The following is a 23,936-nucleotide window of genomic DNA, read 5'->3' as shown; positions in this document are numbered from 1 at the left end:
CCTCCTATTCCGTCGCAGCATTTAGTTCATCTTCTATTTTCTTTACTAGTGCTTTAGGCGATTTCATAGCAATATGCGTAGGAATCTGGATTACTTTTTTGTCTTTAAATCTGTCTCTTCCTGTAATGCTGATGTCCGCCGCTATAATCACAACATCAGCTTCTGCAACTTCTTTTGTTGTTAACTCATCTTCAGTTCCAATTGTTCCCTGCGTTTCAATCTTCACGATGTGTCCAGCTTCTTCCGCAGCTTTCACCAGCTTTTCTTTCGCTAAATAAGTATGAGCTATTCCCGCTGTACAAGCTGCTACTCCAACAATCTTCATACATATGCCTCCTTGTGAATTAATCTTTTTTTAATAACTGAACAAGATTATTTTCTAGTTTTCTTTTTGCAAAGCACGAATAATTTCATTTGCATTATCGGCGTTCTTAACTTGATAACAAACGTTTTCATCTGCCAGTGCCCCTGCAATTTTAGCCAAAAGCTTTAAATGAAAGTTATTCTTATCATTTTCAGTAACCGCAAACAAGATAATTGTCTGAACAGGCTCTTCATCCAACGTTTCCCATTCCAAACCGTTCTTCGATCTTCCAATCGCTATGGAAGTTTTTTGGACACCTGTTGATTTCCCGTGAGGAATAGCAATACCATTACCAATTCCAGTCAATCCTTGCTCTTCACGCTCAAAAACATCCTCCAAAAAAGTTTCCTTTGATTCGATTGCTCCGTTAGAAATCAGCAAATCAGTCAGTTTTTCAATCGCTTCACTCTTTGACTGAACATCCATTTTTAAGTCGATAGCTGTTTCATCAATCAATTCGGACAAATCTATTTCCAATTCTTCCATCACACATAGCTCCTTTATAATTCGTTAGAATAAAATAGAAAAGGAATTTTTGTATTATTTTGCTCCTAAACAATAAAGAGAAGCCTTATTAGAGGAACCAAACAAATCCATTTTATTTCTTAATACTTCCTTCGCTGCCTTATTTGCTTCCGGGAACAGAATATCTGGCTCAAAATCATCTGGTTTTTCGGCTAATGTCGTACGCAGCTGATTGAAAAATGCCCGTTTCATATCACTGGATAAATTAATTTTAGCAATTCCATACTTTGTTGAGTTGCGTATATCCTCATCTGGATTATCAGAACCTCCATGTAGAACAAGCGGGATATCCAATTTATTATTGATTTTTTCCAAACGGTCTAATTGAATCTCTGGCTTTAAATTTTTCGGATAAAAACCATGTGAAGTCCCAATAGCAACTGCTAACGTATCGCAGTTCGTACGTTCTACAAATTCTTGCGCCTGATCAGGGTCTGTATATAAAATTTGGGCTGCTCCTCCTTCTGAACTTCCTTCATTTTCCCCAATAGTTCCTAATTCAGCTTCTACTGAAACGCCTACTGCATGAGCAACTTCTACAGCTTTCTTCGTCAATTCTATATTTTCTTCAAATGGTAAATGCGACCCGTCAATCATTACAGAGGTATAGCCATTTCGAATCGCCCGCAGTGTCCCTTCAATGGTTCCACAATGATCCTGATGAATGACAACGGGAACTTTCGCTTTATGAGCAGCTTCTCTTGCATAAGCAACAAAGTCATCTCCTACCAGATTAAGCTCATTAGGATGGATTTGAATAATTGCCGGTGAATTTTTTTCTTCAGCAGTTTCTATAATCGCTCTTAACAACTCACTGTTGGAAACATTGTAAGAACCCACTGCAAATTTATTTTTATACGCTACGTCTAGAATTTCTTTCATTGTCATTAACATTTTTATTCCTCCAATATATCATTGTAAATTTTCCATAAATTCTTCATATGAATTTGTAGATAATAGATTTTCAACTGTTGATTTATTTTTCATTAATTGATAGATTTCTCGATAAATATATTCATATTTCAATTTATCTTTTTCGCTTAAAATGAGTAAAAAAACTAAACGAACAGAACGTTCTCCCCAGGTAATTCTTTGCTGATTTACTCCAATATAAATGTAAGATTCTTTTTCATTTGTTGAAAAAAGCGGATGCGGTAATGCAATTTCATTACCGATATCTGTGGGAGACAGATTCTCCCGATCCAGTATGCCATTGAAGTAACGCTGCAGGCGAAAACGATCAACCATCTTCTCTAAAAAAGCCTCTTTTGTTGACTCATTGAGATAGATTAATTTTTCCTCACTCACCCGATCTTTTAATATACCGAAAGTGATATTTTGCTTGATGGAGGCCAAATCATCTGCCTGCAGGAATTCATTGACTACGATTACTTTTTTATTGATATTTTTAATCGGTAATTGGGAAATAACCAAGGATACATTTTCAGGCAGCTGGTGCACTTCATCGATAGAATAAATGTCAATCACTTCAATCTGTCTAAAGTGTTTTTCAATCTTCTGTTTACTTAGTGTAGCCAGAACATGTTTTTCTTTGAAAATAACAGCTGCCTTGATTTTCAGATCATTCATCCTTTCAATAGCTGCTTCAATATGAAGCGCAATATATCCCACCTCGTTTTCAGGAATATGGACAGAAACTCGGCTGCTTATTAGCTTGGAAAAAACAACAGCCATTTGATAGGCTTGGATATATTCTGATTTAATAAAGGATAAAAACGGATTATTTATTAAAGCTTTATATGTTAATGGATAGATTATTCTTTTTATATGAGCCTGCAAACCATTAACCAGCTGGTGATCTTCCCAAAAATCATACCCATATTTATCACCTAAAATAGCTAGTGATTCATTAATTTGTAAGTCGATTTTTCTAAACAGTTGATTATCCTTTATCCCATTGGAATCAGGAAATACCTTCCACCCTATTAGTTGAACCGCCAGAAATGAAGATTCTCTTAAAAGTAGTTCGCCATCTGGCAGACCTTCTTTTTTCAAAATAGCTTGAGCTGCAGAATTCTCTTTCAATGATTGGTCGTCTTGACTCAGGTCTAATTCAAATTTAGAAATAGCTTTTTGATTTAAACGATATTTTTGTATTAAAACTGCCACAACCAGCATAGACTTAACCTGTATATTTAGGGAAACACCATATTGTTCCAAAACCTCGTCTAAATGCGCCATGGTCTCGTCAATTTGTCTTTCTTCAAACCACCATTTTGTAAAAAGCTCTCTTAATTCATGTCTTAATTCATCTTTTGTCGCAAAATCTCTTTTTACAAAATGAGCTAATAATAAACGTTTATCTATTTCATTCCCAATCATACGTATGCCTGAGAATGTCTCTGTTTCAAGCGTAACCTCAAGTTGCTGACTGCTTATCAACTCAGTGATTCGATTCAAGTCAGAATTAATCGTCTGTGCAGAAACATGTAAACAATCCGCTATTTCCTGATAAGACTTCCAAGAATCCGCTTCCATTAACAATTGAACAATATAAAAAGCACGTTGATTAAACTCAAAATAATCCTGTTTCTTAAAAACCTCCATTTTTCCTTCAAGCTTATAGCCCAGACGGTTATTTGAACTTATTTCCGCATCTGCAAGGTAATTTTCATTTAAATACCGAATATCACTTCTTATTGTCCTCGTGCTTACTCCCAACTTTTCACTAAGCACGTCTCCACCAACATATTTCCCCTCCTGTTCATACATTTTTAATAACTGGAGTAAACGGGCATGACGCTCTTTCACTTAGTTCGCCTCCTAAATTCATTATAAATACACCTTAATTTCCACCGCTATACTGAATCGTTTCCTGACTATTAAGGAAGCGTTTTCACCACTTGTAAATATACGCTTCGTCAAATAAAAAGTAATTAGACAGTGTAGAGAAAGGTTGTCGTATTCTATTTTGAATGATATAGAAATAAATTGAGAAATAAATTATGCACAGACTGAGAAGGTGAGCATTTCCACATTGCTCGTCGTCTAATAGAGAAGATTATCAGGATTTCTATTAACCGGCGTATTTATCTGAATACACGACAGATATAAAAAGACATCTCTTAGGGTATCTCTCCTAGGAAAGTTCTTTCATTTACTATATGTGTAACCACAGTCATTTTTTAAGTTTTTCAATACTAATATCTCTTTCGTATTCTTTCTTTTATGAATAGTATACTTAAATCAGTAACTAAATAAGCAAACCTGAGTTTCCCTCAAACTCGGCACATTAAAGTGCAACTATGTATCGTTTCTTATCTATGAAATAGACTATTTCCTTAAAATCAATTTGCTTTAATGTTTCCTGTACTTCCAAGTAATCATTATTTACTCTGGAAGGTACATGCGAATCGGATAATGAAAAAGAGGCCATTTAACAATTTGCTATGCAAATTCTTAAAATAGCCTCTTTACGTTTTATGATAATACTTTCCCGGTCATTTCCTCATAATCATTACGCATTATTTCCCATGATTTTTCAATATCTTCATTTAGTCCAAATAAACCGCTTCGACCTACAATATAGATATCAGGACCAGCCGCATCAATTCTTTTAAATGATTTACGATTAGATGAACCATCCATTTCAATGACGTATTGATAACCTTTTTCTTCCCTTAATTCTCTTAATGCCACAATTTTATCTAAGGTGCTTTCGATAAAACGTTGCCCTGCAAACCCTGGATCAATTGTCATAATTGTAATCTTATCGACTAACTCAATATAAGGGTTAATGGCATCAATTGGGGTTTCCGGATTCAGCACCACTCCTGCTTTTAGCCCAGCATCATGTATTTGATCAATTAATCGAAATGCTAAACCATCAAGTACTTCTGCATGCATACAAATCCATTCACACTTCATATCAACTAATTGTTGCACCCAGAAGCTTGGATCTTTTACCATAAGGTGAGCAGACATAGGTAAATCACTTATTTTACGCACTTCTTCGATAAACCATGGAGATAGCGTAATATTAGGTACATAATGGCCATCCATAATATCAATATGGTAAGAGTCTACATGATTATTTAAAAAAGTAATTTGTTCTTTAAATTTATCTAAGTCCATCGTCATTAGTGACGGTGAAAATTCTACTTTTCTCATATTCTACTAATCCTCCGTTTATTTACGATTATATTGAAAAGTTCTCCAGTATCCCTTTAGTCTCTATAGCTTTTTTCAGTGTTTAGAAAAAATTTCATTATTATATTAATAGATTTTAATATCATCTAAATCAATATCTTCTTCTTCCGCTTCTGTTTCTACACTCGCTTCGTCTTTAGATACATCTTTCTTGATTAAAGCCAATGTTACTCCCGTTACAAGAATATTGACTAATAGTGCAATAACTCCTGACATCGGATTAGTCATCGTTGGTAACATTAATACTCCGCCGAATGGTACTGTTGCATCAGCTCCTAACATCATCGATACTGCTCCACCTGCAGCTCCGCCAACAGCTGTTGCAATTACACAACGAATGATATCATTCATAACAATTGGAATAACACCTTCCACAATATTAATAAAGCCCATTGGAACTGCCGATTTTAACGTCTCTGTTTCTAATGGTTTATAGATTTTTTTTCCAAACAATTTTGCTATAAAATATGCTAATCCAAAACCGACCGGTGTTGCTGTGTTTACTAATTGTAATGCTGTAATCGGGCCATTGAGACCCTCTGCCTGCATGGTCAATACAAAGGCAAATACAGTTTTATTAATTGGACCGCCGTAGTCAACCCCGCTCAATATACCTACAACGCCACCAAATGCTAATAAAGAAGAAGATCCTAAATTATTTAAAGCACTCGTTAACATTGATGTAAAAGCAGCAATCGGTACACCAATAATGTAAACCATGATTAAACCGCCAATAATAGAAGTAAAAAATGGAACGATTAACGTCGGCATTAATCCTTTAGCCCACTTAGGCACTTTAAAGTATTTTAAAATACTTATAGCAAGATAACCTGATAAGAACCCGCCTAAAATTCCGCCAATGAAGCCAGCTTCAATGGCATTAGCAGTTAAACCGATAATAAAACCTGGAGCGATCCCTGGTTTTCCAGCAATGGAGTATGAAATCCCTGTAGAGATAACTACCGGTAATAAACCGAGACCTGCTCCTCCCATTGTTGCTAAAGCATCCCAAATAGAAAACTCACCTTGTACCAATATATCCTGGCTTGTACCTCCAAATCCCATACCAATTGCTATTAAGAAACCTGCTCCACAAACGATTGGAATCAGATATGAAATTGCCGTTAATAGATGACCTTTAAGGTTTAATTCTCTAAAAAATTTCTTCATTTGCCACCCTCCTATACCATTCTTTGATTACTTTATCCAACAACTTCTTTTGCTTTTTCAATTAGTTTGTTTGGTGACTTTACAGCAATCTCTGTTGATACTTGAATAGTTCGCTTCCCCTCAAAACGTTCTTGCCCAGAAACTTTCACATCCGCTGCTATAATAACAATATCAGCTTCTGCAATCTGTTCCGCTGTTAATTCGTTTTCTATTCCAATAGTTCCTTGTGTCTCTATATGAATTTGATGCCCTGCTTTCTTTCCGGCATTTTCAAGTTTTTCTTGTGCAATATACGTATGAGCAATCCCTACAGTACATGCTGCAACTCCTACAATTTTCATCCTTTTCTCTCCCTTATATTAATTACTAAAAGCTTCTTTCGCTTCTTCCCTCTTTGAAGCATGAAGTAATTTTTTGATTACTTCATCATTACCTAATTTTCTTGCAAATAAAGATAATAATTTCAGATGATTTTGCGCACCTTCATTGTCGTTTCCTACAGCAAAAAGAATGATTCCTTTCACGCCATTTCCATCTAGTGTTTCCCATGGAATTTCTTCTTCACTAATTCCAATAGCCACTCCTAATTTCTGCACAAAATCACTTTTTCCATGAGGAATTGCAATGTAATTTCCGATTCCTGTCTGTCCTTCTGCTTCTCGAGCATAAATATCTTTCATAAATCCTTCTATATCTGTGATATACTCATTTTCTAAAAGTAAATTTGCCAATTCTATTAATGCTTCTTCTTTACTTTTAGCATTCATATTTATTTTGATCGTATTTACATCTATAATGTCTTTTACATCCATACTTTCCCCTCCATTTAATAAATAGTTTATTGATTTTTATTTACTACCTCTTCTGCTTTCTCAATAAGTTTATTTGGTGATTTCACAGCAATTTCTGTTGATACTTGAATGGTTCGTTTCCCTTCAAAACGTTCTTGTCCAGAAATTTTTACATCTGCTGCCAAGATAACAATATCAGCTCCTGCAATCTGTTCTGCTGTTAATTCGTTTTCTGTCCCAATAGTTCCTTGTGTCTCTATATGAATTTGATGCCCTGCTTTCTTCCCGGCATTTTCAAGTTTTTCTTGTGCAATATATGTGTGTGCAATTCCTACAGTACATGCTGCAACTCCTACAATTTTCATCATGTTTCCTCCTCTAAAATGTAATGATTTCTTTATATAAACTTGATGGTTCTTCGGCATTTAATAAACGGTTTAAATAATCTTCATCTGCTAAAGATCTTGTAAATAAAGAGATTTTTTTCTTTATTTCCTCTTGTTCATCTGCCTTTAATAAGATAATAATGATAAGTCGAATATCTTCTATATTGTTATCCCAAAACAATATTGGCTTTGTTAATCTAAGAAATACAATTTGACTTTCCTCGAGCAGATTACTTTCCATATGCGGCAGCAAAACATGTTCTGCTATTAATGGGCTTCCAACCTTTTCCCGCTCGTTCAATTGATGAATAATAGCTTGTCGTTGCTGATAAGAATGATGCGGACAGGCGATGGTAGAAACAAAATCATATACCTGCTCTTTCGTTTCTAAAGCATCATTGAAACAAACTTGATAAAATGAATTATCGTTCATGATAAATCTCCTCTATTTTATTTTGAAGCCTTTTTTGGTCATCCATTGTAAACATGGCACTTACTAATAAAGAGTGAATAAATATTTGATTTCCAATATGGACCGTGCTTAGAATCAGTTCAATATCAGCATATTTTTCTTTAAACATTTGCATATTTCGAGAAGCTACGACATCTACAATTTCTAATTCAGGAAATTTTTTAGCTACTTTTGCTTTTAAGAGTTCTGAAGTTCCAATTCCTGTTGTGCACATGATAAGTGTTTTGATAGGGCGCTGATGCTGGCTTGTCTCAATAATTTTTGCGAAATATAGCGTGATAAAACCATTTTCATCATCATTTATTACCGGTAAATCAAGCTTCTCACTTACTAGTTCAGAAACTTTTGTTACCCCTGCAAATATTTCTTCATAGGTTATTTTAATTTGACTTAACAAATTGTTTTTAATTCTAATTTTATGTTCTAATCTATTCAGCATTGGTTTAATATGGTTAGCCAAATCTATAAAAATCGATTGACTATCTATATTTATACCTAATTTGGTGCCCATTTCATCAATATACAATTTAGTTACTTTAATAACTTCTGAGGAAAAAGTTAACGTGGAACCAACAACCCCTTGCATTCTCGATGACACCAAGTATTGATAAAGGAAATAAATTTCAATTTCCGGCAATGTATTATTCAAATATTGTTCAATATGATGGACCGTAGTCTTCGCAACCTGATATAAAATATTATTTTCTCTCATATTTTCTATTTCTTCAGGGGATACCGCATCTGGAAACAATAGATATGGATTTTTCCTTGAACGACTTAGCAAGATATAAAGATGCGAAAAAATATTTACGTTATATGGATAAGGGATTGTTATATTTAAATCTTTTTCAATGCTCCTTATTTGGTCTAAAATAAATAAAACGTCATATTTATTAAAATTAAGTTCCGGGTTATTTTTTAAATCATCAATATCAATAATATTAAATATTTCAATAACGTCCTTAATTGCCTTCCTAATGTTAATTTCTTCTCCCAATATAGCCAGCTTTCTATTTTTTCGTTCTATCACCAAGTTGTACTTTTTAAGCTCTTCACTCATTATTTGTTCATCATTCGATACAACGGAGTCTCCTACATAATAGTTACTATACAAGTGATAGATATTTATAGGTTTCGGAGAAGACAATAACAATTCTTCCATAATTCGTTTACGCCTCTCACGAGGAGAAAAAGCGTCTTCTTTGTATTGTTTATTTCTTTTTTGATAATTAATAAATTTTTCGTAATCCAGTTTGTAGCCTCTCCCTTTCTCAGAGAGAATTAAAGAACCGCTTTCATATTCATCGTTAATTTTTTTTATTAAACGATAAACTGTTTTTTGAGAAGCGTTTAATATTTTAGCTATATCATCTGATGTAACGTAATCTTGATTTTTGGAAAGAAACAGTAACAGTTTTTGTTCACGATTATTTTTTGAACTCACAGCACCCCTCCTTGTCATATTTATATTAACTCAATTTGCAGAAAACGCTTTACTGATAATTGACCGTTGCAACGGTCAGTTATCTGACATCCTTTAGAGTTAAGGTAATTGAAATCAGCATTAAATAGAGGCAAGGAAGGATTTCCTTGTCTCTACTATCGCTATTTTAACCAATATTATAAGAATCCATAAAATAAGTTTTATTGTAAACGGGAATACAATAATTAAAAAATATAGGATAATTTACAATAATTTAGCTTTATTTTAGAGGGAAAGGTTATCATATTCTATTTTGAATGATATAGAAATAAACTGTGCGTAGAATAAAAGGAAGTATTGGTACCGACCCCCGAAAGTTAGAGTAGAAAAATCTAACTTTCGGGGTGTTTTTATGGCGAAATATAATGAAGAATTTAAAATAAAACTCGTCACCGAGTATTTATATGGCAATATGGGCTATAAATCATTAGCCAAAAAATATAATATGGGCAGTGAAACATCTATAGTTGAGTGGGTGAAAGTCTATAAATCCCAAGGAATAGATGGATTAAGAAGAAGAAAAACAAGGGAGAAGTATTCTGTTCAATTTAAATTAAATACGATACAATTTATGTTACAGACAGGTGCTTCTTTCTTAGAAACTGCTATTCAATTTCATTTGAACAACCCTTCCTTAATTAGACGCTGGATGAAGGCATTTGAGGAAGAAGATTTAGAAGGCCTGGAACCAAAACCAAAGGGGAGACCTTCTATGTCTAATAAAACCAATAAGCAAAAGGAAAAAGAGGCGAAGAAATTAACACGCGAAGAAGAATTAGAACGCGAGAATGAATTACTGCGACTAGAAAATGCATACCTAAAAAAGTTGAGAGCTTTTCGGGAGGATCCGAATGCCTTCCACGAAAAGCACAAGCAAAGGTGGCATTCGAACTCAAAGAAGAAGGATTCCGATTAAAAGATGTCCTCTGTGTGGTAGGTATTCCTGAAGCAACCTACCATTATCATGTGAAGCATTTTAGCAGAGAAGACACGGATGCAGCATTAAAAGAACTTATTATATCCCTGTTTAAAAAATTTCATGAACGCTATGGTTATAAACGTATCACGAAAGAATTAAAAAAATTAGGGCATGAAATCAATCATAAAAAAGTGTACCGTTTGATGAGAGAATTAGGATTAAAATGTGTAAAATTTATGCGGAAATCCCGCAAATATAATTCCTATAAGGGAAAGGTTGGAAAAGTAGCGAAAAACCGATTATCCCGCCGATTTAACACATCTATCCCACTTCAAAAACTAGTAACGGACATTACAGAATTCAAATGTCTTGGTGAGGAGAAGTTATATTTAAATCCAATTCTTGACCTTTACAACGGAGAAATTATTGCGTATGAAATCAAGAAGCGACCAACGTTAGATCTTGTCATGGAACCTTTAAAAGAAACGATGGAGATAATAAAAAATCGGGCAACCTATCGTACCACGCTTCATTCCGATCAAGGCTGGCATTATCAACACAACCAATGGGTGAAGACTTTAAAAGAAAATAAAGTATTTCAAAGTATGTCACGCAAAGCAACCTGTGCAGATAACGCTTCAATGGAGAATTTCTTCGGCATTTTAAAACAAGAAATGTACCATGGAGAAGAATTGGTAAGTTATGAAGAATTAAAAAAACAGATTGAAGAATATATCTATTGGTATAATCATGAAAGAGCAAAAGAAAAATTGGCTGGATTGAGTCCAGTCGAATATCGAACTCAATCCAGCCAATCAGTTGCATAATAAAACTCTAACTTTTAGGGGTAACCACCATTTCCACATTGCTCACATCATATAGGAGATTATCATAATGCCTATTAACCGGCGTATCTCTTTTTATGTACTTTCTGAATACCCGCCAGAAATAAAAAAAAGACATTCCTTAGGATATTTCCTTCCTAGGAATGTTCTTATGTCATTACTATCATATTCTTTCCTTTTGAATAGTATACCTGAAAATTTATCATCAAAAACCATGGATAGAAGCAAACGCCTCCTTCCACTCCTCATCAATCTTTCCATTCGTACAAGTGAAATTCGGAAATTCAAAGCGAACATCCCTTCCATCCAATTGGTAAACACTCCCCCCTGCTTCCTCAACAATCAATCTGCCTGCAGCAATATCCCAAATATTCACACCCCATTCCCAAAATGCATCCAAACGTCCAGAAGCAACATAAGCACAATGCAAGGCAGCTGAACCGAAAGTACGGACATTTCGAGTCAACGGAGCAATTTTCACATATCCCTCTAAAACATGATTACGGTCACTTTCATATTTAGCTGGAACTCCAGTTGACACAAGGCTCTCCGCTAAAGAACCCTGCTCGCTTACATGAATTGCTTCTCCATTTAATGTTGCTCCTTTTCCACGTTCAGCAATAAATAATTCATTTGCAACAGGATCATAAATGATGCCAAAAGCAGCTTCCCCTTTACAATATAAAGCTACTGAAATCGTATATCCCGGCAATCCATGTACATAATTCGTCGTTCCATCAATTGGATCAATTACCCATAGATTAGGGTGCGTTTCTAACATTTCTAGCATTTTATCATGACCTATCTCTTCCACTGTTTCTTCTCCAAAAACAGCATGTTCTGGGAAATCCCTCTTTATTTCCTCGGTTATATATTTTTCTGTTTTCTTATCCATTTCTGTAACTAAATCCATATCGCTGCCCTTTGTTTCAACAGTGAATCTAGAATTCACCTTATCTACCAGTCTTCTCCCTGCTACTATGACGATTTCACATACATCTTCAAACATGGCATCACCTTCTCTTCAGAATTTGAATTGTATCAATACTCTACTTTTATCACTTTAAAGCAACAGAATGACTTATATCTTCAATAATGCTTTGAATAGCGTGATGCTCATGATGAACGGTTTCCCGAAAGTTCTGCTGCTTCAATAAATCAATGGCATTTTCAACCACATAAGCTATATCAGCTGTTTGTAACATGGTCAAATCATTTTCATGATCCCCGACACAAGTGGTATGTAAGTCGGTTCGGTCTAAATATTTGAGAAGTTCTTTCACAGCGTTTCCCTTGGAAGCATCCTTTGGTAAAATTTCTAAATAAATTTTATCTGAATAGACCATATCACAAGAAACATCACTGGATTGCACTAGCTGTTCACATTTTTTTAAATTAGCAGGATCATTTGAAATAACAAGAACTTTTGTCACATAGCTTGTATCAAAATCAGCACCTATTTCCTTAACCTTCACTTTATCTTTTTTCTCATTCTCTTTAACCAATTCATTGTAATCTAGTGTATAGGCCCTTTTATTTTGATAATAATTTATTCCAATTGAATGACCTTCACTCAATGTTTGTAATTGGTTAAATAATGGTGTGAATTGAGTAATCTTTTGTTCAAATATACGCTGTTTTTTCTGATAATCATAAATAACAGCCCCATTATACAAAATAACAGGAAGTGCAATTCCTAATTCTTGCATATAAGGATAAACAGATTCTTCAATCCTTCCGGTAGCAATGGTAAACAATCCGCCGTTCTTTCTAAATTGCTTGATAGATGATTTATTCTCCATACTTATTTTCTGCTTTCCATCAAGTAAGGTGCCGTCTAAATCAGAGATTAATAGATGATTTTTCATTCCATCGCGTCCCTTCGCAATTCTTTTTTACTAGACTATTTTATTTTTATCTTCATCAAACAGATTAAATAGGTTATCTTATATTCTTGAACGATAACATCCTAATTTTAGAAAAAACCGCATCCGTTAAAGAATGAGCGTATGCGGGTTTCTTCATACTCCACACAATTAAAGTGACACCGTATATCTTTTCTTGTTAACAAAATACACCATTTCCTGAAAGCCAATTTGTTTTAAAGTTTCCTGTACTTCTAAGTAATCATCCCCTACTCTGGAAGGTACGTGAGAATCTGAACCAAAAGATATATCTACACCGTAATGGCATGCCCTTTCTAATATTTTATGGGAAGGATACCATCCGCCGCAATCCTTATTTTTACCGGATGTATTCACTTCAATAGCAACACCTTCATCTGCAATGACTTTTAATGTTTCTTCTATCACTGATGTTTTGACATCATGAAAATCTAATAAATATCCTTTCATCGCATCAATATGTCCCAAGACTTGAAACATACCGCTTTTGGCAGATTGCTGAATCGAATGGTAGTAGGTTTCTTTTTCCTCGAGACGTTCTCCCTCTGTTAAATAATCCCATCTGCCTTTTTGAAAAATACTTTTATCGTGAACATGATGGACAGAGCCAATGATATAATCAAATGGGTATTTTTGATAAATGCTTCTATACATATCTGCATATTCAGGAAAGTAATCACTCTCCATTCCAAGCAGCACATGAATTTTATTCTTATATTTTTCTTTCAGCGTCAACACTTCATTTACGTATTCATCCAGTTCGCTCTTCGCCATTGCAATTCCCGGATATAGCTGATCTTCCTTCGAATAAAAATAAGGAGAGTGATCTGAGATTCCAATATAATGTAAACCACGATCTATTGCAGCCTTAATGTAATCCTCTATTTTTCCTTCTGCATGCCCGCACCTATCATGGTGCGTATGTAAATCAAAAATTATATTTGTCACTTCGCATCTTCCCCCTTACTCTCTAAATTGGATAACTTCTTTAAAATCAGAAATTAAATTTGATCGGCTTTCCACTGCTTCTTCCTCATCAACAGGTATAATCAATAATTCATCCAACGATACGGACTGTGGCGGATTTACTGCATTCACATTGGTCAGCATATGATAATTTCCTATTCTTTGTCCTATTTCCTGTGCTTCCTTTGTTAATGACCAATCGATAAACTCCTGTGCAGCCTCTTGGTTTTGGGCATCTGTCGTCATAGCGATGGCTTCGACTTCATACGTTGTCGGTTCTGTCGGGTAGATAATATTCAACTCATTAAATCCCTCATTCTTCAGGCGCATGGCATCGTGAGCAAACATAATCGTTGCAGCACTTTCCTTATAACCTATAAACCTTCCAGTTGAATCTTCTGCCAAAGTGTAATCAGTTACATTTTGATTGATATTTTGCAGCACACTTCTTGTTCGCAAATCTCCATATAATTCATCAAAGAGAGCAATCGTAAGGTACCCTGCTTCTGTTGATTCTGGATTTGGCAATGTCAGCCAGTTCTTATATTCTACCCGTTGCAGATCACTCCACCGCTGCGGATTACTTACCCCTTGTTCCACATGCCATTGACGATTGGTTACAATGGCCAAGACCCCTACACTAATTCCAGTCCAATACCCTTCTTCATCCTTATATATTTCGTCAATTTCTTCTCTATAGTCCGAAATATATGGTTCCAAGAGTCCTTGCTGTTTCGCCTCTTCCATTAAAAAAGACGATCCCCCATACCAAATATCAAATTCCTCTTCTTCATTCTCCAATGATTGAAGAATTTCAAGATTACTTTTTCTTTGAAAAGAAATATGGATACCCGTATCCCGTTCAAACTGCTCTGCAATTCGGATCATATAAGCTGTATCCATTCCAGTATAAACCTGTAATACTTCTTTTTGCCCAGCCTTGCTGCAACCAGAAAGAAGGAGAAGGACTACGAACAATAGCATTGTTATTTTTCGCATAGCATCTCTCCCCTCCTTCTATTTAACCTTATGCCGGTACAACATGCAACGAACGTTGTGAAAATGTCAGGTTCACACTATCGCCGTCATAATAAACTTCTTTCCCGCCTGGGTCAGCAACAACCGCATGCAATTGAATACCATTAAAATCTAACTCGTACTCTTGTATCTGTCCCATAAATACACTTTTTAGAACTTTCGCAGGCTCTGTTCCCTCCTTACTAAGATTGATTGCTTCTGGCCGAACAACCACAGAAACAGATTGCCCTTCATGAAATGTATCTGCATCCTGCTGTAAAACTTCGATGGTAGTTTGTTTCGTTTTTACAAAGAGACGATCCGATTCTTTCTTATCTACAACGCCTTCTAAGAAGTTTGCTGTCCCAATAAAGTCTGAAACAAATTTTGTTTTTGGTTTTTGATATACTTCCATTGGCGGTCCTACTTGTTCAATATGCCCCTCATTCATAACAACAATACGGTCGCTCAAACTCATCGCTTCACTTTGATCATGTGTGACATAAATTGCTGTAATGCCAAGTTTTTTCTGGATACGGCGAATTTCATCACGCATCGTGATTCGAAGTTTTGCATCTAAATTGGATAATGGTTCATCGAAAAGTAATACTCCAGGTTCCATTACCAATGCCCTAGCAAGCGCAACACGCTGCTGCTGACCGCCAGATAATTGGTTTGGCATCCTGTTTTTATTCACATGTAAGTTCATAATATCCATGACTGGTGTCACCCGTTTTTCAATTTCACTTCTACTTAACTTTTTTAGTTTTAATCCATAGCAGATGTTGTCATACACGGACATATGTGGAAACAATGCATAGGATTGGAACACCATTGTGCAGTCTCTTTTATTTGCAGGGATATTTTGAACATTATCCTCTCCAAACATAATTACACCATTCGATAGTTCTTCAAATCCGGCAATCATACGCAGTGTAGTTGTCTTTCCGCATCCGGAAGGACCTAGTAGTGTTGCAAATTCTCCTTTTTCAATATGCAAACTGACATCGTTAACTGCTGTCATTGTCTTTCCTTCATCATCGGTAAATTGTTTCGTTACATTTTCTAGCTTTACGGATTTTGCTGACATATGTTATCCCTCCACGTATTTAAGTCGTCACAGAATCTTTTGAAGCAATCTCTGCACCTGTTTGTTGATCTTTTCTTAGCTTCCACTTACCAGTAAATAAAGAAGTTAATCCATTTAAAATTAACATCGCAACGATCATTAAGATAATCAATAATGTACAATACGCACTTGCAACGCCAATTCTTCCTGACTCTACTTGCGCTAAGATAGAAGCAGTAATCAGGTTATATTTTGCAGAAACCAGGAAGATTACAGCGCTCATCGCTGTCATACTTTTTACGAAAGTGTATACGATTGAACTGAAAAATGCCGGTCGAATCAAAGGCAGTACGATTGAAAAGAAGGTCTTCGAACCGCTCGCTCCCAAATTTGTTGCTGCTTCTTCTATCGAAGGATCTATCTGCTGAAGGGAAGTAATACCGGACCGAATCCCTACTGGCATCGCACGAACAATAAATGCAGCAATAATAATCAATGCAGTACCGGTAATGGCTAATGGCGCCTGATTAAACGCCAAAATGTAGGAAATACCGATTACAGTCCCTGGAATGGCCATGGAAAGCATGCTGATCCCTTCCATTAATTTTTTCCCTGCAAATCTTTTACGAACAATCAAGAATGCAAGAATCATTGCAAATAATCCTCCAATTGGCGTCGCAATAATGGATAGTCGTAACGTATCTGTCACTGCTTTTTGACCGATAGAAAACACATAATTATAATGATCTAATGTAAAGCTGTAATTGACGCCCCATAGCTGAATAAATGATCCGATTGGAACTAAGATATAGAATAAAATAACCGTTCCCGATAAACCGAAACAAATGGTAATCATCACCCGGCGAAACATACCTTGGGAAATCATTTTCCGAACTCCAGTCGGTTTCCCGGTAACGGTGACATAATTCTTCTTCCCAATCCAAAAATTCTGGAGTACGTATAAAATAACTGTTGCACTAAGTAAAACCATTGCAAGAGCTGCCCCAGCCTGCATATTATAGCTTCCGACTGCCTGCATATAAATCTCTCTTGCTACTGTATTATAGTCTCCCCCAATGGTCATTGGGTTCCCGAAATCAGCCATCGACTGAATAAATACAAGTAAAAAAGCATTTCCGATTCCCGGAACAGATAATGGTAACGTTACTTTCTTAAATGTCTGCCATTTCGTAGAACCAAGATTATCACTTGCTTCCTCCAGAGAAGGGCTAATCGATTGTAACAGCCCTGCCAGAACTAAGAAGGCTACCGGGAAATAGGTCAGGGTTTGAACAAGAATCAAACCATGTAATCCATAAATATTTGCTCCCTCTATTCCCAGCAATGTCTCAGAAATAAATCCTCCTCTTCCAAAAAGCAGAATCGCTGATAAAGCAATAACAAATGGAGGAGAAATAACTGGTAAAATGGCAATTCCATTAAATAATTTCTTAAATGGAACCTTGATATAAGCTAATGTATAAGCAAAGAAATAAGCAATCGCTGTTGATAAAATAGAAACAATGACTGCTAAAACCAATGAATTCGTTAAAGCACTGGTTAACTGTCCGCCAGCAAATACCCTTTTATACCCTTGCCAATCTATTTCACCATTTGATATAAAACTGGACAAAAAGATTTGGAAAAGCGGATAGACAATAAAAACAATGAGCGTCAGCATAACCAATACAACAAGTAATAACAGCATTGGCTGTTTGACTAATCTGCGTATGTTCTCCTTCATAAAAAGCTTTCACTCCTTTTATGTTGAAAAGGGAGCTGACAGCCCCCTATTTTCAACGTTTTCTATCTCTAGTTATTTACTTCATTATCCCAACGGTCAAGAATTTCTTGACGACGTTCTCCAGCCTCTTTCGGGTCTGAATCTAACAGGTTAATCTCTTCTAAATCTGGAGCTCCTTCAGGCGGAGTTGCATCGGGATGTGTAAGGCTCTGGAAATTATCTGTTTCTTGACCAACTTCCTGTGCTCCCGGACCTGCAGCCCAATCGATAAATTCTTGTGCCAGCTCTTCATTCGGAGCTCCCTCAATAATACCTACCCCGCCAATTTCAAATCCTGTTCCGTCATCCGGGAAGGAAAGAACAATATCGTCAAATCCTTCTTCTTGATATTTAACAATATCATGTGCAAATAGAATTCCTGCTCCTACTTCATTTAGCCCAACCATTCTACCTGGTGCAGAGCCACTAGTCGTATATTGCTGAACTTGTGGGTGAAGTTCTTTTAAGTATTCAAATCCTTCCTCATCTCCGCCTTTCGCACGAAGAATGGAATATAATGCTGTATAGGCTGTACCGGATGAGCTTGGATGCGCCATTACTATTTGATTTTGATAAGCAGGGTCTAACAGGTCCTCCCAGCTTGTCGGTGCTTCCAGACCATTATCATCCAGGAAGTTCTGATTTGTTGCAAAACCAATTGCACCTACATAAACACCTGTCCAATAATGATCTGAATCTTTATACTCCTCTGGAATATCTGCCGCTACCGGCGAATCATACGCATGTAACAAATCTTCCATTTTAGCAGCCTCAAATGTATCTGCCGGCCCGCCGTACCAAATATCTGCCTGTGGATTATCTTTTTCCGCACGTACCTTTGCCAAAATTTCTCCAGCTGACATACGTACCATATCGACATCAATTCCGGTATCCTGTTGGAACCTGTCAATCGCAGCAATCGCATGATCCTCTTGGAATCCAACATAAACTGTTAATGTTCCGCTTGGACTATCTCCGCCTTCTGCCCCATCTGAATCATTTGATCCGCACGCAGCTAGCAGAAAAACAGCTAATAATATAAATAATAATTTTATAGATTTCTTCAATGTCATTACCTCCTTTTTCTTATGTTTTAAGTTTATGTGTATGCGCTTCCACATTCAACACCAAATGAATTCCTTTTGAAGCGGTATAGAATTGGTAAGGTGGAATTACATTTAAGATTCATATTTTATGGGAAATACTAACGCAGAGTAGTAAAGCTATAAACAAAAATAAACCCGACCTGCTTCTAAAATTTTTAATAGAAGATTGAAGCCAGTCGGATTTCTCTTAATCATTCATGCTATTATACATTTTAATTATTCACTTCGTTATCCCAACGATCTAGGATCTCTTGACGACGTTCCCCAGCTTCTTTGGGATCTGAATCAATTAAATTAATCTCTTCTAAATCAGGTGTTCCTTCAGGCGGCGTTGCATCTGGATGCGTTAAACTCTGGAAACTATTCGCTTCATGCCCGACTTCTTGAGCACTTGTTCCTGCTGCCCAATCTACAAATTCCTGTGCCAGTTCTTCGTTTGGAGCTCCTTCAATAATCGCAACCGCTCCTATTTCATATCCAGTCCCTTCTTCTGGAAAAGAAAGAACAATATCATCAAAACCTTCCTGTTGAAACTTTATAATATCGTGAGCAAACAAGATCCCTGCACCAACTTCATTTAAACCAACCATTCTTCCTGGAGCTGATCCACTGGTTGTATATTGTTGAACCTGGGGGTGAAGTTTCTCTAAATATGCAAAACCTTCTTCGTCCCCACCTTTTGCACGAAGAGTAGAATACAGTGCTGTATAAGCAGTACCAGAAGAACTTGGGTGCGCCATGACAATTTCATTGCTATATGCAGGGTCTAATAAATCATCCCAGCTTGTCGGTGCCTCTAAACCATTTTCATCTAAGAAATGTTGATTAGTTGCAAAACCAATAGCACCAACATATATCCCAGTCCAATCTCCCTCAGGATCTTTGTATTCTTCTGAAATATCTTCAGCAACCTCTGAATGGTATGAATGCAGTAAATCCTCTGTTTTTGCTGCTTCAAATGTATCTGCTGGACCTCCAAACCAAATGTCTGCTTGCGGATTATCTTTTTCCGCACGCACCTTTGCTAAAATTTCTCCTGCCGACAACCGAACCATATCAACATTAATTCCAGTTTCTTCTTGAAATTTATTCACTGCTGCCAATGCATGATCCTCATTGAAAGCCGAATAAACTGTTAATGTTCCGCTTGGACTATCCTCTTTATCTGCTCCGTCAGCTTGATTTGAATCATTTGACCCACATGCAACAAGCAGAAAAAGAACCAATAGTGTAAATAATAATTGAATCCATTTCTTCAAAGTTATTCTCCTCCTTTTTTATATGATTTCAGTTTATTTGTATGCGCTTACATAAACAACACCAAATATTCTCCTTTTGATACGGTATAGAATTGGTATGGTAATATAAAACATGAATGTATAATCGTTGACTAACTTCTTCTATTAAAGAATTAGTTGTATAAACTGACATACTACTCTTTCATCTATTAGCAGTTGTTCAACAAAATAAAAAAGCCGAATAAATTCAACTTCAAAAATAAGAATGTTGAACCATTCGACTTTACTCACATAGAACTATGATATGTTTTAATTATTCACTTCATCTTCCCAACGGTCAAGAATCTCCTGACGACGTTCTCCTGCCTCGATTGGATCTGAATCAATTAATTCAATTTCTTCCAAGTCAGCTGCTTCCTCCGGCTCTACCGCATCTGGATGAGTTAAATTATTAAATGCATTTGCTTCCTGGCCCACTTCCTGCGCATTCGCACTTACAGCCCAATCAATAAATTCTTGTGCTAATTCTTCATTTGGAGTACCGTTAATAATCCCGACTCCGCCAACCTCATACCCTGTTCCTTCTTCCGGAAAACTTAAGACAATATTATCAAAGCCTTCTTTTTGAAACTTAATGATATTATGTGAGAATAGAATTCCAGCTCCTACTTCATTCATCCCTACCATTCTCCCTGGAGCTGAACCGCTCGTTGTATATTGCTGGACCTGATCATCCAGCTCTTTCAAATAGTCAAAACCAGCATCATCACTGCCCTTGGCACGAAGAATAGAATAAAGCGCCGTGTACGCCGTACCTGAAGAGCCTGGGTGAGCAACGACTACCATATCTTTATATGCTGGGTCTAATAAATCATCCCAGCTTGCAGGTGCCTCCAAGTTATGTTCATCTAAAAAGTCCTGGCTTGTCGCAAAACCAATAAGGCCTAAATAAATTCCTGTCCAATACCCTTCTTCATCTCGATACTCTTCAGGGATTGCTTCTGCCTCTGGGGATTGATAAGGCTGAAGTAAATCCTCTTCTTTTGCAGCAACAAATGTATCTGCTGGGCCGCCGTACCAAATATCAGCCTGTGGATTTTGCTGCTCGGAGCGAATTTTAGCCAATATTTCTCCTGTAGACATTCGAACCATATCAACATCAATTCCCGTATCCTCTGTAAATTGATTAATTGACGCAATGGCATGCTCTTCTTCAAGACCGACATAAACAGTCAATGTACCATCGTTTTCTGCTCCACCTGTTTCTTCTGTATCATCAGAACCGCATGCAGCAAGAATCAATCCTAAAAATAAAAATAGCGGTATTATCTTTTTTGTAGTTTTCATACGATGAATTCCTTTCTTTCATTTTCTTTACTTTAATTCACAACTCCAAGCTTCTTCAGTCCGTTAAAAATGCCATTCTCCTCAACGGTTGTTGTTTGAAAATCTGCATATGGAACAAGCATTGCGTCCGCATTTCCCATTGCCACGCCTGCTCCAGCAAATTGCAGCATTTCCTTATCATTCATTCCATCACCAAAAGCAATCACTTCAGAAGGTGATAGATTCAAATGCGCTATCATTTTTTTAACTGCTTCTCCTTTATTTACGGAAGTACGAATAAGATCATAGGACTCTGTAGAATGTTTGATATTAACTTTAGACAGCTGATAGCCTTCTATTAAACTAAAATCTTCTTTGCTGTCAAACACATTGATTGCCGTTGCAGCTACAATCTGATCAGCAACATCTTCTGTAAACAGTTTAAATTCCTTCATTTGCGAAACTTTACTAAAATAAATAACGTGTGTATCCTCTAAAGAAGTAAAATAATTATTTTCTGTGGTATAAAGAGCTAGCTCGCTTTCTCCTTGACTGGAGATAGAAATCATTTTCTCGACATCCTCTTTACGCATCGCAGCTTTAAAAATCATTTCATTCTCGTGCATTGCGTAGGAGCCATTATAAGTGATCGATGAGGTGATTCCAAAGTCATTTTTCAAATTAACAATATCCATTAAAGGTCTGCCTGTACATAGAAATACCTCTATACCTGCTGCTTTTGCCTGCCGAATCGCTTCCTTGGTTGAAGCGTCATAAGTGTGGTCCGGTTTTATAATCGTTCCATCAATATCTAAAAAAATTGCACGATAGCTCATTTTGGCCTCCTTTTTTAGTTCCTTCCTCTAAAAGATAGATGAATTCTTATGCTCTTTTCTAATTATTACTATACTTTAAGACTATAATCATTTCATGGAACGCTCCACACCAAATTATTTCCGTTTAAAATGGTAGAATTTTAGCTTATAAATATTGCATCAAACATTCAGATAAAATTTCTAATAAGATATAAAGCAATGTCTTTGAGTGATTAACTTACATTTTCTTTATATGACTATTGATCATAAATTTCATTCTCCCATTTTTGAATAATCTCATCACGCGATTCTGCGGCATCACTTAAATCAAAATCTATTAAATGATAATCCGAAAGATCAATAGCTTGTTCTGCATCCGCAGCTTCTGGATGGGTTACATTATTATAGTTTCCAAAATCTTGTGCTGCTTCTTGCCCTGCCGGTCCTAATACCCAGTCAATAAATGCCTCAGCCAATTCAGGGTTAGGAGCATCTGCGATCTTAGCTACTGCAAATAATTCATATCCTGCTCCATCAACAACAGTAGGCTCTAAGTTATCGAATCCTTCTTCCATACTTTTAACAGAATTATAGTAGAATAAGATCCCTGCTCCCGTTTCTTCCATTCCCACCATCCTCGCCGGAGCGACCCCGCTAGTTGTATATTGTTGTACTTGTCCATCCAATGCTTCCAAATAATCATAAGCCTCTTCTTCATTATCAAAGTACTGCAATATATTATAAAGTACTGTATAAGCCGTACCGGATGAAGCTGGATGAGGCATAACGATTTCCCCTTCATACGCTGGATCAAGTAAATCTTCCCAACTTGTAGGTGCTTCTAGTCTATTGGCATCTAAGAAATTTTGATTCACTACAAAACCTAAAGGATTAACTAACATTCCAGTCCAATATCCTTCATCGTCCTTGTATTCATCTGAGATATATTCCGCTGTAGGCGATACATATGGTTCAAGCAATTCCTCTTCCTTAGCTACTTCAAATGTTTCTGCCGGTCCGCCAAACCAGACATCTGCCTGCGTGTTCGCACTTTCCGCACGAACTCTTGATAGAATTTCCCCAGCAGATAACCGAACCATATCAACTTCAATTCCTGTTTCTTCTGTAAAAAGGTTCATTGTTTCGATAGCACGCTCTTCATCCGAACCAGCATAAACCGTTATTTTACCTTCTAACTTATCATCTGGCTCATCACTAGAATCGTCACTTCCACAAGCGGCTAGTATACTTACGATTAATAATAGAGATAACCTCCAAATACTTTTTCTCATTACATCCCCCCTCCCTATATATTCTTTAAATATTGTTTTAATATGTATTCTTTGTTTAAAATAGCAGTCTATTAAATGGTTTATTGCTACAGGATTATGCTAAAAGCCAAAGCTTCAGTTACCTCATACCTTTACTTCCAATAACCTATCCACTCTTCCGCTCTAGCCATTGAATTAACTCCCTTGTTTTTCATTACTTCCTTATATTATGTATATAACTCTATATGTACACGCTTACACTATCAATAGTAATTAATTTCCTTTTTAAATGGCAGTAAATTGGTATTGAATATTT

24 protein-coding genes are annotated in these 23,936 nt (G+C 36.3%); 2 read left to right on the top strand and 22 right to left on the bottom strand.

What is annotated here, in order from left to right:
* Positions 1 to 4: 4 nt before the first annotated feature.
* From MKX55_RS03445 to MKX55_RS03395, 11 genes are all read right to left on the bottom strand, one after another.
* A complete protein-coding gene (locus tag MKX55_RS03445; RefSeq protein WP_212928707.1) occupies positions 5 to 325 on the bottom strand; it encodes a fructose PTS transporter subunit IIB in 321 nt (106 codons plus the stop codon).
* 54 nt (positions 326 to 379) lie between these two features.
* Positions 380 to 850 (bottom strand): PTS sugar transporter subunit IIA, encoded by a 471-nt coding sequence (locus MKX55_RS03440; protein ID WP_289584949.1) that lies wholly within the window; start codon positions 848 to 850, stop codon positions 380 to 382.
* A 54-nt stretch (positions 851 to 904) separates the two neighbouring features.
* Positions 905 to 1,783: a ketose-bisphosphate aldolase gene (locus MKX55_RS03435; RefSeq protein ID WP_339182426.1), complete on the bottom strand. Its 879-nt coding sequence runs from the start codon at positions 1,781 to 1,783 to the stop codon at positions 905 to 907.
* An 18-nt stretch (positions 1,784 to 1,801) separates the two neighbouring features.
* Positions 1,802 to 3,661, bottom strand: a complete 1,860-nt coding sequence (locus MKX55_RS03430; protein WP_339236055.1) for a PTS sugar transporter subunit IIA — start codon at positions 3,659 to 3,661, stop codon at positions 1,802 to 1,804.
* A gap of 669 nt (positions 3,662 to 4,330) precedes the next feature.
* On the bottom strand, positions 4,331 to 5,020 hold the full coding sequence (gene alsE, locus MKX55_RS03425) for a D-allulose 6-phosphate 3-epimerase (RefSeq protein ID WP_212928710.1): 690 nt from the start codon (positions 5,018 to 5,020) through the stop codon (positions 4,331 to 4,333).
* 105 nt (positions 5,021 to 5,125) lie between these two features.
* Positions 5,126 to 6,229 carry a PTS fructose transporter subunit IIC gene (locus tag MKX55_RS03420; protein WP_339182421.1) on the bottom strand — a complete coding sequence of 368 codons (1,104 nt, stop codon included), beginning with the start codon at positions 6,227 to 6,229 and terminating at the stop codon, positions 5,126 to 5,128.
* Between the two features lie 32 nt (positions 6,230 to 6,261).
* Positions 6,262 to 6,570, bottom strand: coding sequence for a PTS fructose transporter subunit IIB (locus MKX55_RS03415; protein ID WP_289584947.1), 309 nt, complete (start codon positions 6,568 to 6,570; stop codon positions 6,262 to 6,264).
* Between the two features lie 18 nt (positions 6,571 to 6,588).
* Positions 6,589 to 7,041: a fructose PTS transporter subunit IIA gene (locus tag MKX55_RS03410; protein ID WP_339182419.1), complete on the bottom strand. Its 453-nt coding sequence runs from the start codon at positions 7,039 to 7,041 to the stop codon at positions 6,589 to 6,591.
* A gap of 26 nt (positions 7,042 to 7,067) precedes the next feature.
* Positions 7,068 to 7,385, bottom strand: a complete 318-nt coding sequence (locus MKX55_RS03405; RefSeq protein WP_339185099.1) for a PTS fructose transporter subunit IIB — start codon at positions 7,383 to 7,385, stop codon at positions 7,068 to 7,070.
* 13 nt (positions 7,386 to 7,398) lie between these two features.
* Complete coding sequence (locus MKX55_RS03400; protein WP_339182417.1) at positions 7,399 to 7,839, bottom strand: PTS sugar transporter subunit IIA; 441 nt, start codon at positions 7,837 to 7,839, stop codon at positions 7,399 to 7,401.
* Entirely contained in the window at positions 7,829 to 9,322 is a 1,494-nt protein-coding gene (locus MKX55_RS03395) for a PRD domain-containing protein (RefSeq protein WP_339236051.1), read from the bottom strand. The genes MKX55_RS03400 and MKX55_RS03395 overlap by 11 nt, the downstream gene beginning before the upstream one ends.
* Positions 9,323 to 9,713: 391 nt before the next feature.
* Between MKX55_RS03395 and MKX55_RS03390 the strand changes: the two genes are divergently transcribed.
* Positions 9,714 to 10,277, top strand: a complete 564-nt coding sequence (locus tag MKX55_RS03390; protein ID WP_339236048.1) for a transposase — start codon at positions 9,714 to 9,716, stop codon at positions 10,275 to 10,277.
* Positions 10,241 to 11,107, top strand: a complete 867-nt coding sequence (locus MKX55_RS03385) for an IS3 family transposase (RefSeq protein ID WP_339236045.1) — start codon at positions 10,241 to 10,243, stop codon at positions 11,105 to 11,107. Before MKX55_RS03390 ends, MKX55_RS03385 begins: the two co-directional genes overlap by 37 nt.
* A 223-nt stretch (positions 11,108 to 11,330) precedes the next feature.
* Here the strand turns inward: MKX55_RS03385 and MKX55_RS03380 are convergent, their stop codons facing one another.
* From MKX55_RS03380 to MKX55_RS03330, 11 genes are all read right to left on the bottom strand, one after another.
* Entirely contained in the window at positions 11,331 to 12,134 is an 804-nt protein-coding gene (locus MKX55_RS03380; RefSeq protein ID WP_339236042.1) for an inositol monophosphatase family protein, read from the bottom strand.
* A gap of 49 nt (positions 12,135 to 12,183) precedes the next feature.
* Entirely contained in the window at positions 12,184 to 12,993 is an 810-nt protein-coding gene (locus tag MKX55_RS03375; protein WP_339236039.1) for a Cof-type HAD-IIB family hydrolase, read from the bottom strand.
* Positions 12,994 to 13,161: 168 nt separating this feature from the next.
* Positions 13,162 to 13,968 (bottom strand): histidinol-phosphatase, encoded by an 807-nt coding sequence (locus MKX55_RS03370; RefSeq protein WP_339238404.1) that lies wholly within the window; start codon positions 13,966 to 13,968, stop codon positions 13,162 to 13,164.
* A 24-nt stretch (positions 13,969 to 13,992) separates the two neighbouring features.
* Complete coding sequence (locus MKX55_RS03365) at positions 13,993 to 14,994, bottom strand: extracellular solute-binding protein (protein WP_339236036.1); 1,002 nt, start codon at positions 14,992 to 14,994, stop codon at positions 13,993 to 13,995.
* Positions 14,995 to 15,022: 28 nt separating this feature from the next.
* Positions 15,023 to 16,102, bottom strand: coding sequence for an ABC transporter ATP-binding protein (locus MKX55_RS03360; RefSeq protein ID WP_193062808.1), 1,080 nt, complete (start codon positions 16,100 to 16,102; stop codon positions 15,023 to 15,025).
* 19 nt (positions 16,103 to 16,121) lie between these two features.
* Positions 16,122 to 17,825 carry an iron ABC transporter permease gene (locus MKX55_RS03355; protein WP_193062806.1) on the bottom strand — a complete coding sequence of 568 codons (1,704 nt, stop codon included), beginning with the start codon at positions 17,823 to 17,825 and terminating at the stop codon, positions 16,122 to 16,124.
* A gap of 68 nt (positions 17,826 to 17,893) precedes the next feature.
* Positions 17,894 to 18,931 (bottom strand): ABC transporter substrate-binding protein, encoded by a 1,038-nt coding sequence (locus tag MKX55_RS03350; RefSeq protein ID WP_339236032.1) that lies wholly within the window; start codon positions 18,929 to 18,931, stop codon positions 17,894 to 17,896.
* A 251-nt stretch (positions 18,932 to 19,182) separates the two neighbouring features.
* A complete protein-coding gene (locus MKX55_RS03345) occupies positions 19,183 to 20,229 on the bottom strand; it encodes an ABC transporter substrate-binding protein (protein ID WP_339236030.1) in 1,047 nt (348 codons plus the stop codon).
* A gap of 288 nt (positions 20,230 to 20,517) precedes the next feature.
* Complete coding sequence (locus MKX55_RS03340; protein WP_339182402.1) at positions 20,518 to 21,555, bottom strand: ABC transporter substrate-binding protein; 1,038 nt, start codon at positions 21,553 to 21,555, stop codon at positions 20,518 to 20,520.
* A 32-nt stretch (positions 21,556 to 21,587) separates the two neighbouring features.
* Complete coding sequence (locus MKX55_RS03335) at positions 21,588 to 22,370, bottom strand: HAD family hydrolase (protein WP_339236028.1); 783 nt, start codon at positions 22,368 to 22,370, stop codon at positions 21,588 to 21,590.
* A gap of 236 nt (positions 22,371 to 22,606) precedes the next feature.
* Positions 22,607 to 23,641 (bottom strand): ABC transporter substrate-binding protein, encoded by a 1,035-nt coding sequence (locus MKX55_RS03330; RefSeq protein ID WP_339236025.1) that lies wholly within the window; start codon positions 23,639 to 23,641, stop codon positions 22,607 to 22,609.
* Between the last annotated feature and the right edge of the window lie 295 nt (positions 23,642 to 23,936).

The sequence above is a fragment of the Oceanobacillus sp. FSL W7-1281 genome (genome assembly GCF_037969835.1).
Lineage (GTDB): Bacteria > Bacillota > Bacilli > Bacillales > Amphibacillaceae > Oceanobacillus > Oceanobacillus oncorhynchi.
Note: the sequence above shows the minus strand (reverse complement) of the source record. Positions and strands in the feature narration are given on the sequence as shown.

What these genes read in the sequence shown, in the direction of transcription:
- MKX55_RS03445 (WP_212928707.1), bottom strand. Translation starts at nt 325, where the DNA reads ATGAAGATTGTTGGAGTAGCAGCTTGTACAGCGGGAATAGCTCATACT.
- MKX55_RS03440 (WP_289584949.1), bottom strand. Translation starts at nt 850, where the DNA reads ATGGAAGAATTGGAAATAGATTTGTCCGAATTGATTGATGAAACAGCT.
- MKX55_RS03435 (WP_339182426.1), bottom strand. Translation starts at nt 1,783, where the DNA reads ATGTTAATGACAATGAAAGAAATTCTAGACGTAGCGTATAAAAATAAA.
- alsE (WP_212928710.1), bottom strand. Translation starts at nt 5,020, where the DNA reads ATGAGAAAAGTAGAATTTTCACCGTCACTAATGACGATGGACTTAGAT.
- MKX55_RS03420 (WP_339182421.1), bottom strand. Translation starts at nt 6,229, where the DNA reads ATGAAGAAATTTTTTAGAGAATTAAACCTTAAAGGTCATCTATTAACG.
- MKX55_RS03415 (WP_289584947.1), bottom strand. Translation starts at nt 6,570, where the DNA reads ATGAAAATTGTAGGAGTTGCAGCATGTACTGTAGGGATTGCTCATACG.
- MKX55_RS03410 (WP_339182419.1), bottom strand. Translation starts at nt 7,041, where the DNA reads ATGGATGTAAAAGACATTATAGATGTAAATACGATCAAAATAAATATG.
- MKX55_RS03405 (WP_339185099.1), bottom strand. Translation starts at nt 7,385, where the DNA reads ATGAAAATTGTAGGAGTTGCAGCATGTACTGTAGGAATTGCACACACA.
- MKX55_RS03400 (WP_339182417.1), bottom strand. Translation starts at nt 7,839, where the DNA reads ATGAACGATAATTCATTTTATCAAGTTTGTTTCAATGATGCTTTAGAA.
- MKX55_RS03390 (WP_339236048.1), top strand. Translation starts at nt 9,714, where the DNA reads ATGGCGAAATATAATGAAGAATTTAAAATAAAACTCGTCACCGAGTAT.
- MKX55_RS03380 (WP_339236042.1), bottom strand. Translation starts at nt 12,134, where the DNA reads ATGTTTGAAGATGTATGTGAAATCGTCATAGTAGCAGGGAGAAGACTG.
- MKX55_RS03375 (WP_339236039.1), bottom strand. Translation starts at nt 12,993, where the DNA reads ATGAAAAATCATCTATTAATCTCTGATTTAGACGGCACCTTACTTGAT.
- MKX55_RS03365 (WP_339236036.1), bottom strand. Translation starts at nt 14,994, where the DNA reads ATGCGAAAAATAACAATGCTATTGTTCGTAGTCCTTCTCCTTCTTTCT.
- MKX55_RS03360 (WP_193062808.1), bottom strand. Translation starts at nt 16,102, where the DNA reads ATGTCAGCAAAATCCGTAAAGCTAGAAAATGTAACGAAACAATTTACC.
- MKX55_RS03355 (WP_193062806.1), bottom strand. Translation starts at nt 17,825, where the DNA reads ATGAAGGAGAACATACGCAGATTAGTCAAACAGCCAATGCTGTTATTA.
- MKX55_RS03340 (WP_339182402.1), bottom strand. Translation starts at nt 21,555, where the DNA reads ATGAAAACTACAAAAAAGATAATACCGCTATTTTTATTTTTAGGATTG.
- MKX55_RS03335 (WP_339236028.1), bottom strand. Translation starts at nt 22,370, where the DNA reads ATGAGCTATCGTGCAATTTTTTTAGATATTGATGGAACGATTATAAAA.
- MKX55_RS03330 (WP_339236025.1), bottom strand. Translation starts at nt 23,641, where the DNA reads ATGAGAAAAAGTATTTGGAGGTTATCTCTATTATTAATCGTAAGTATA.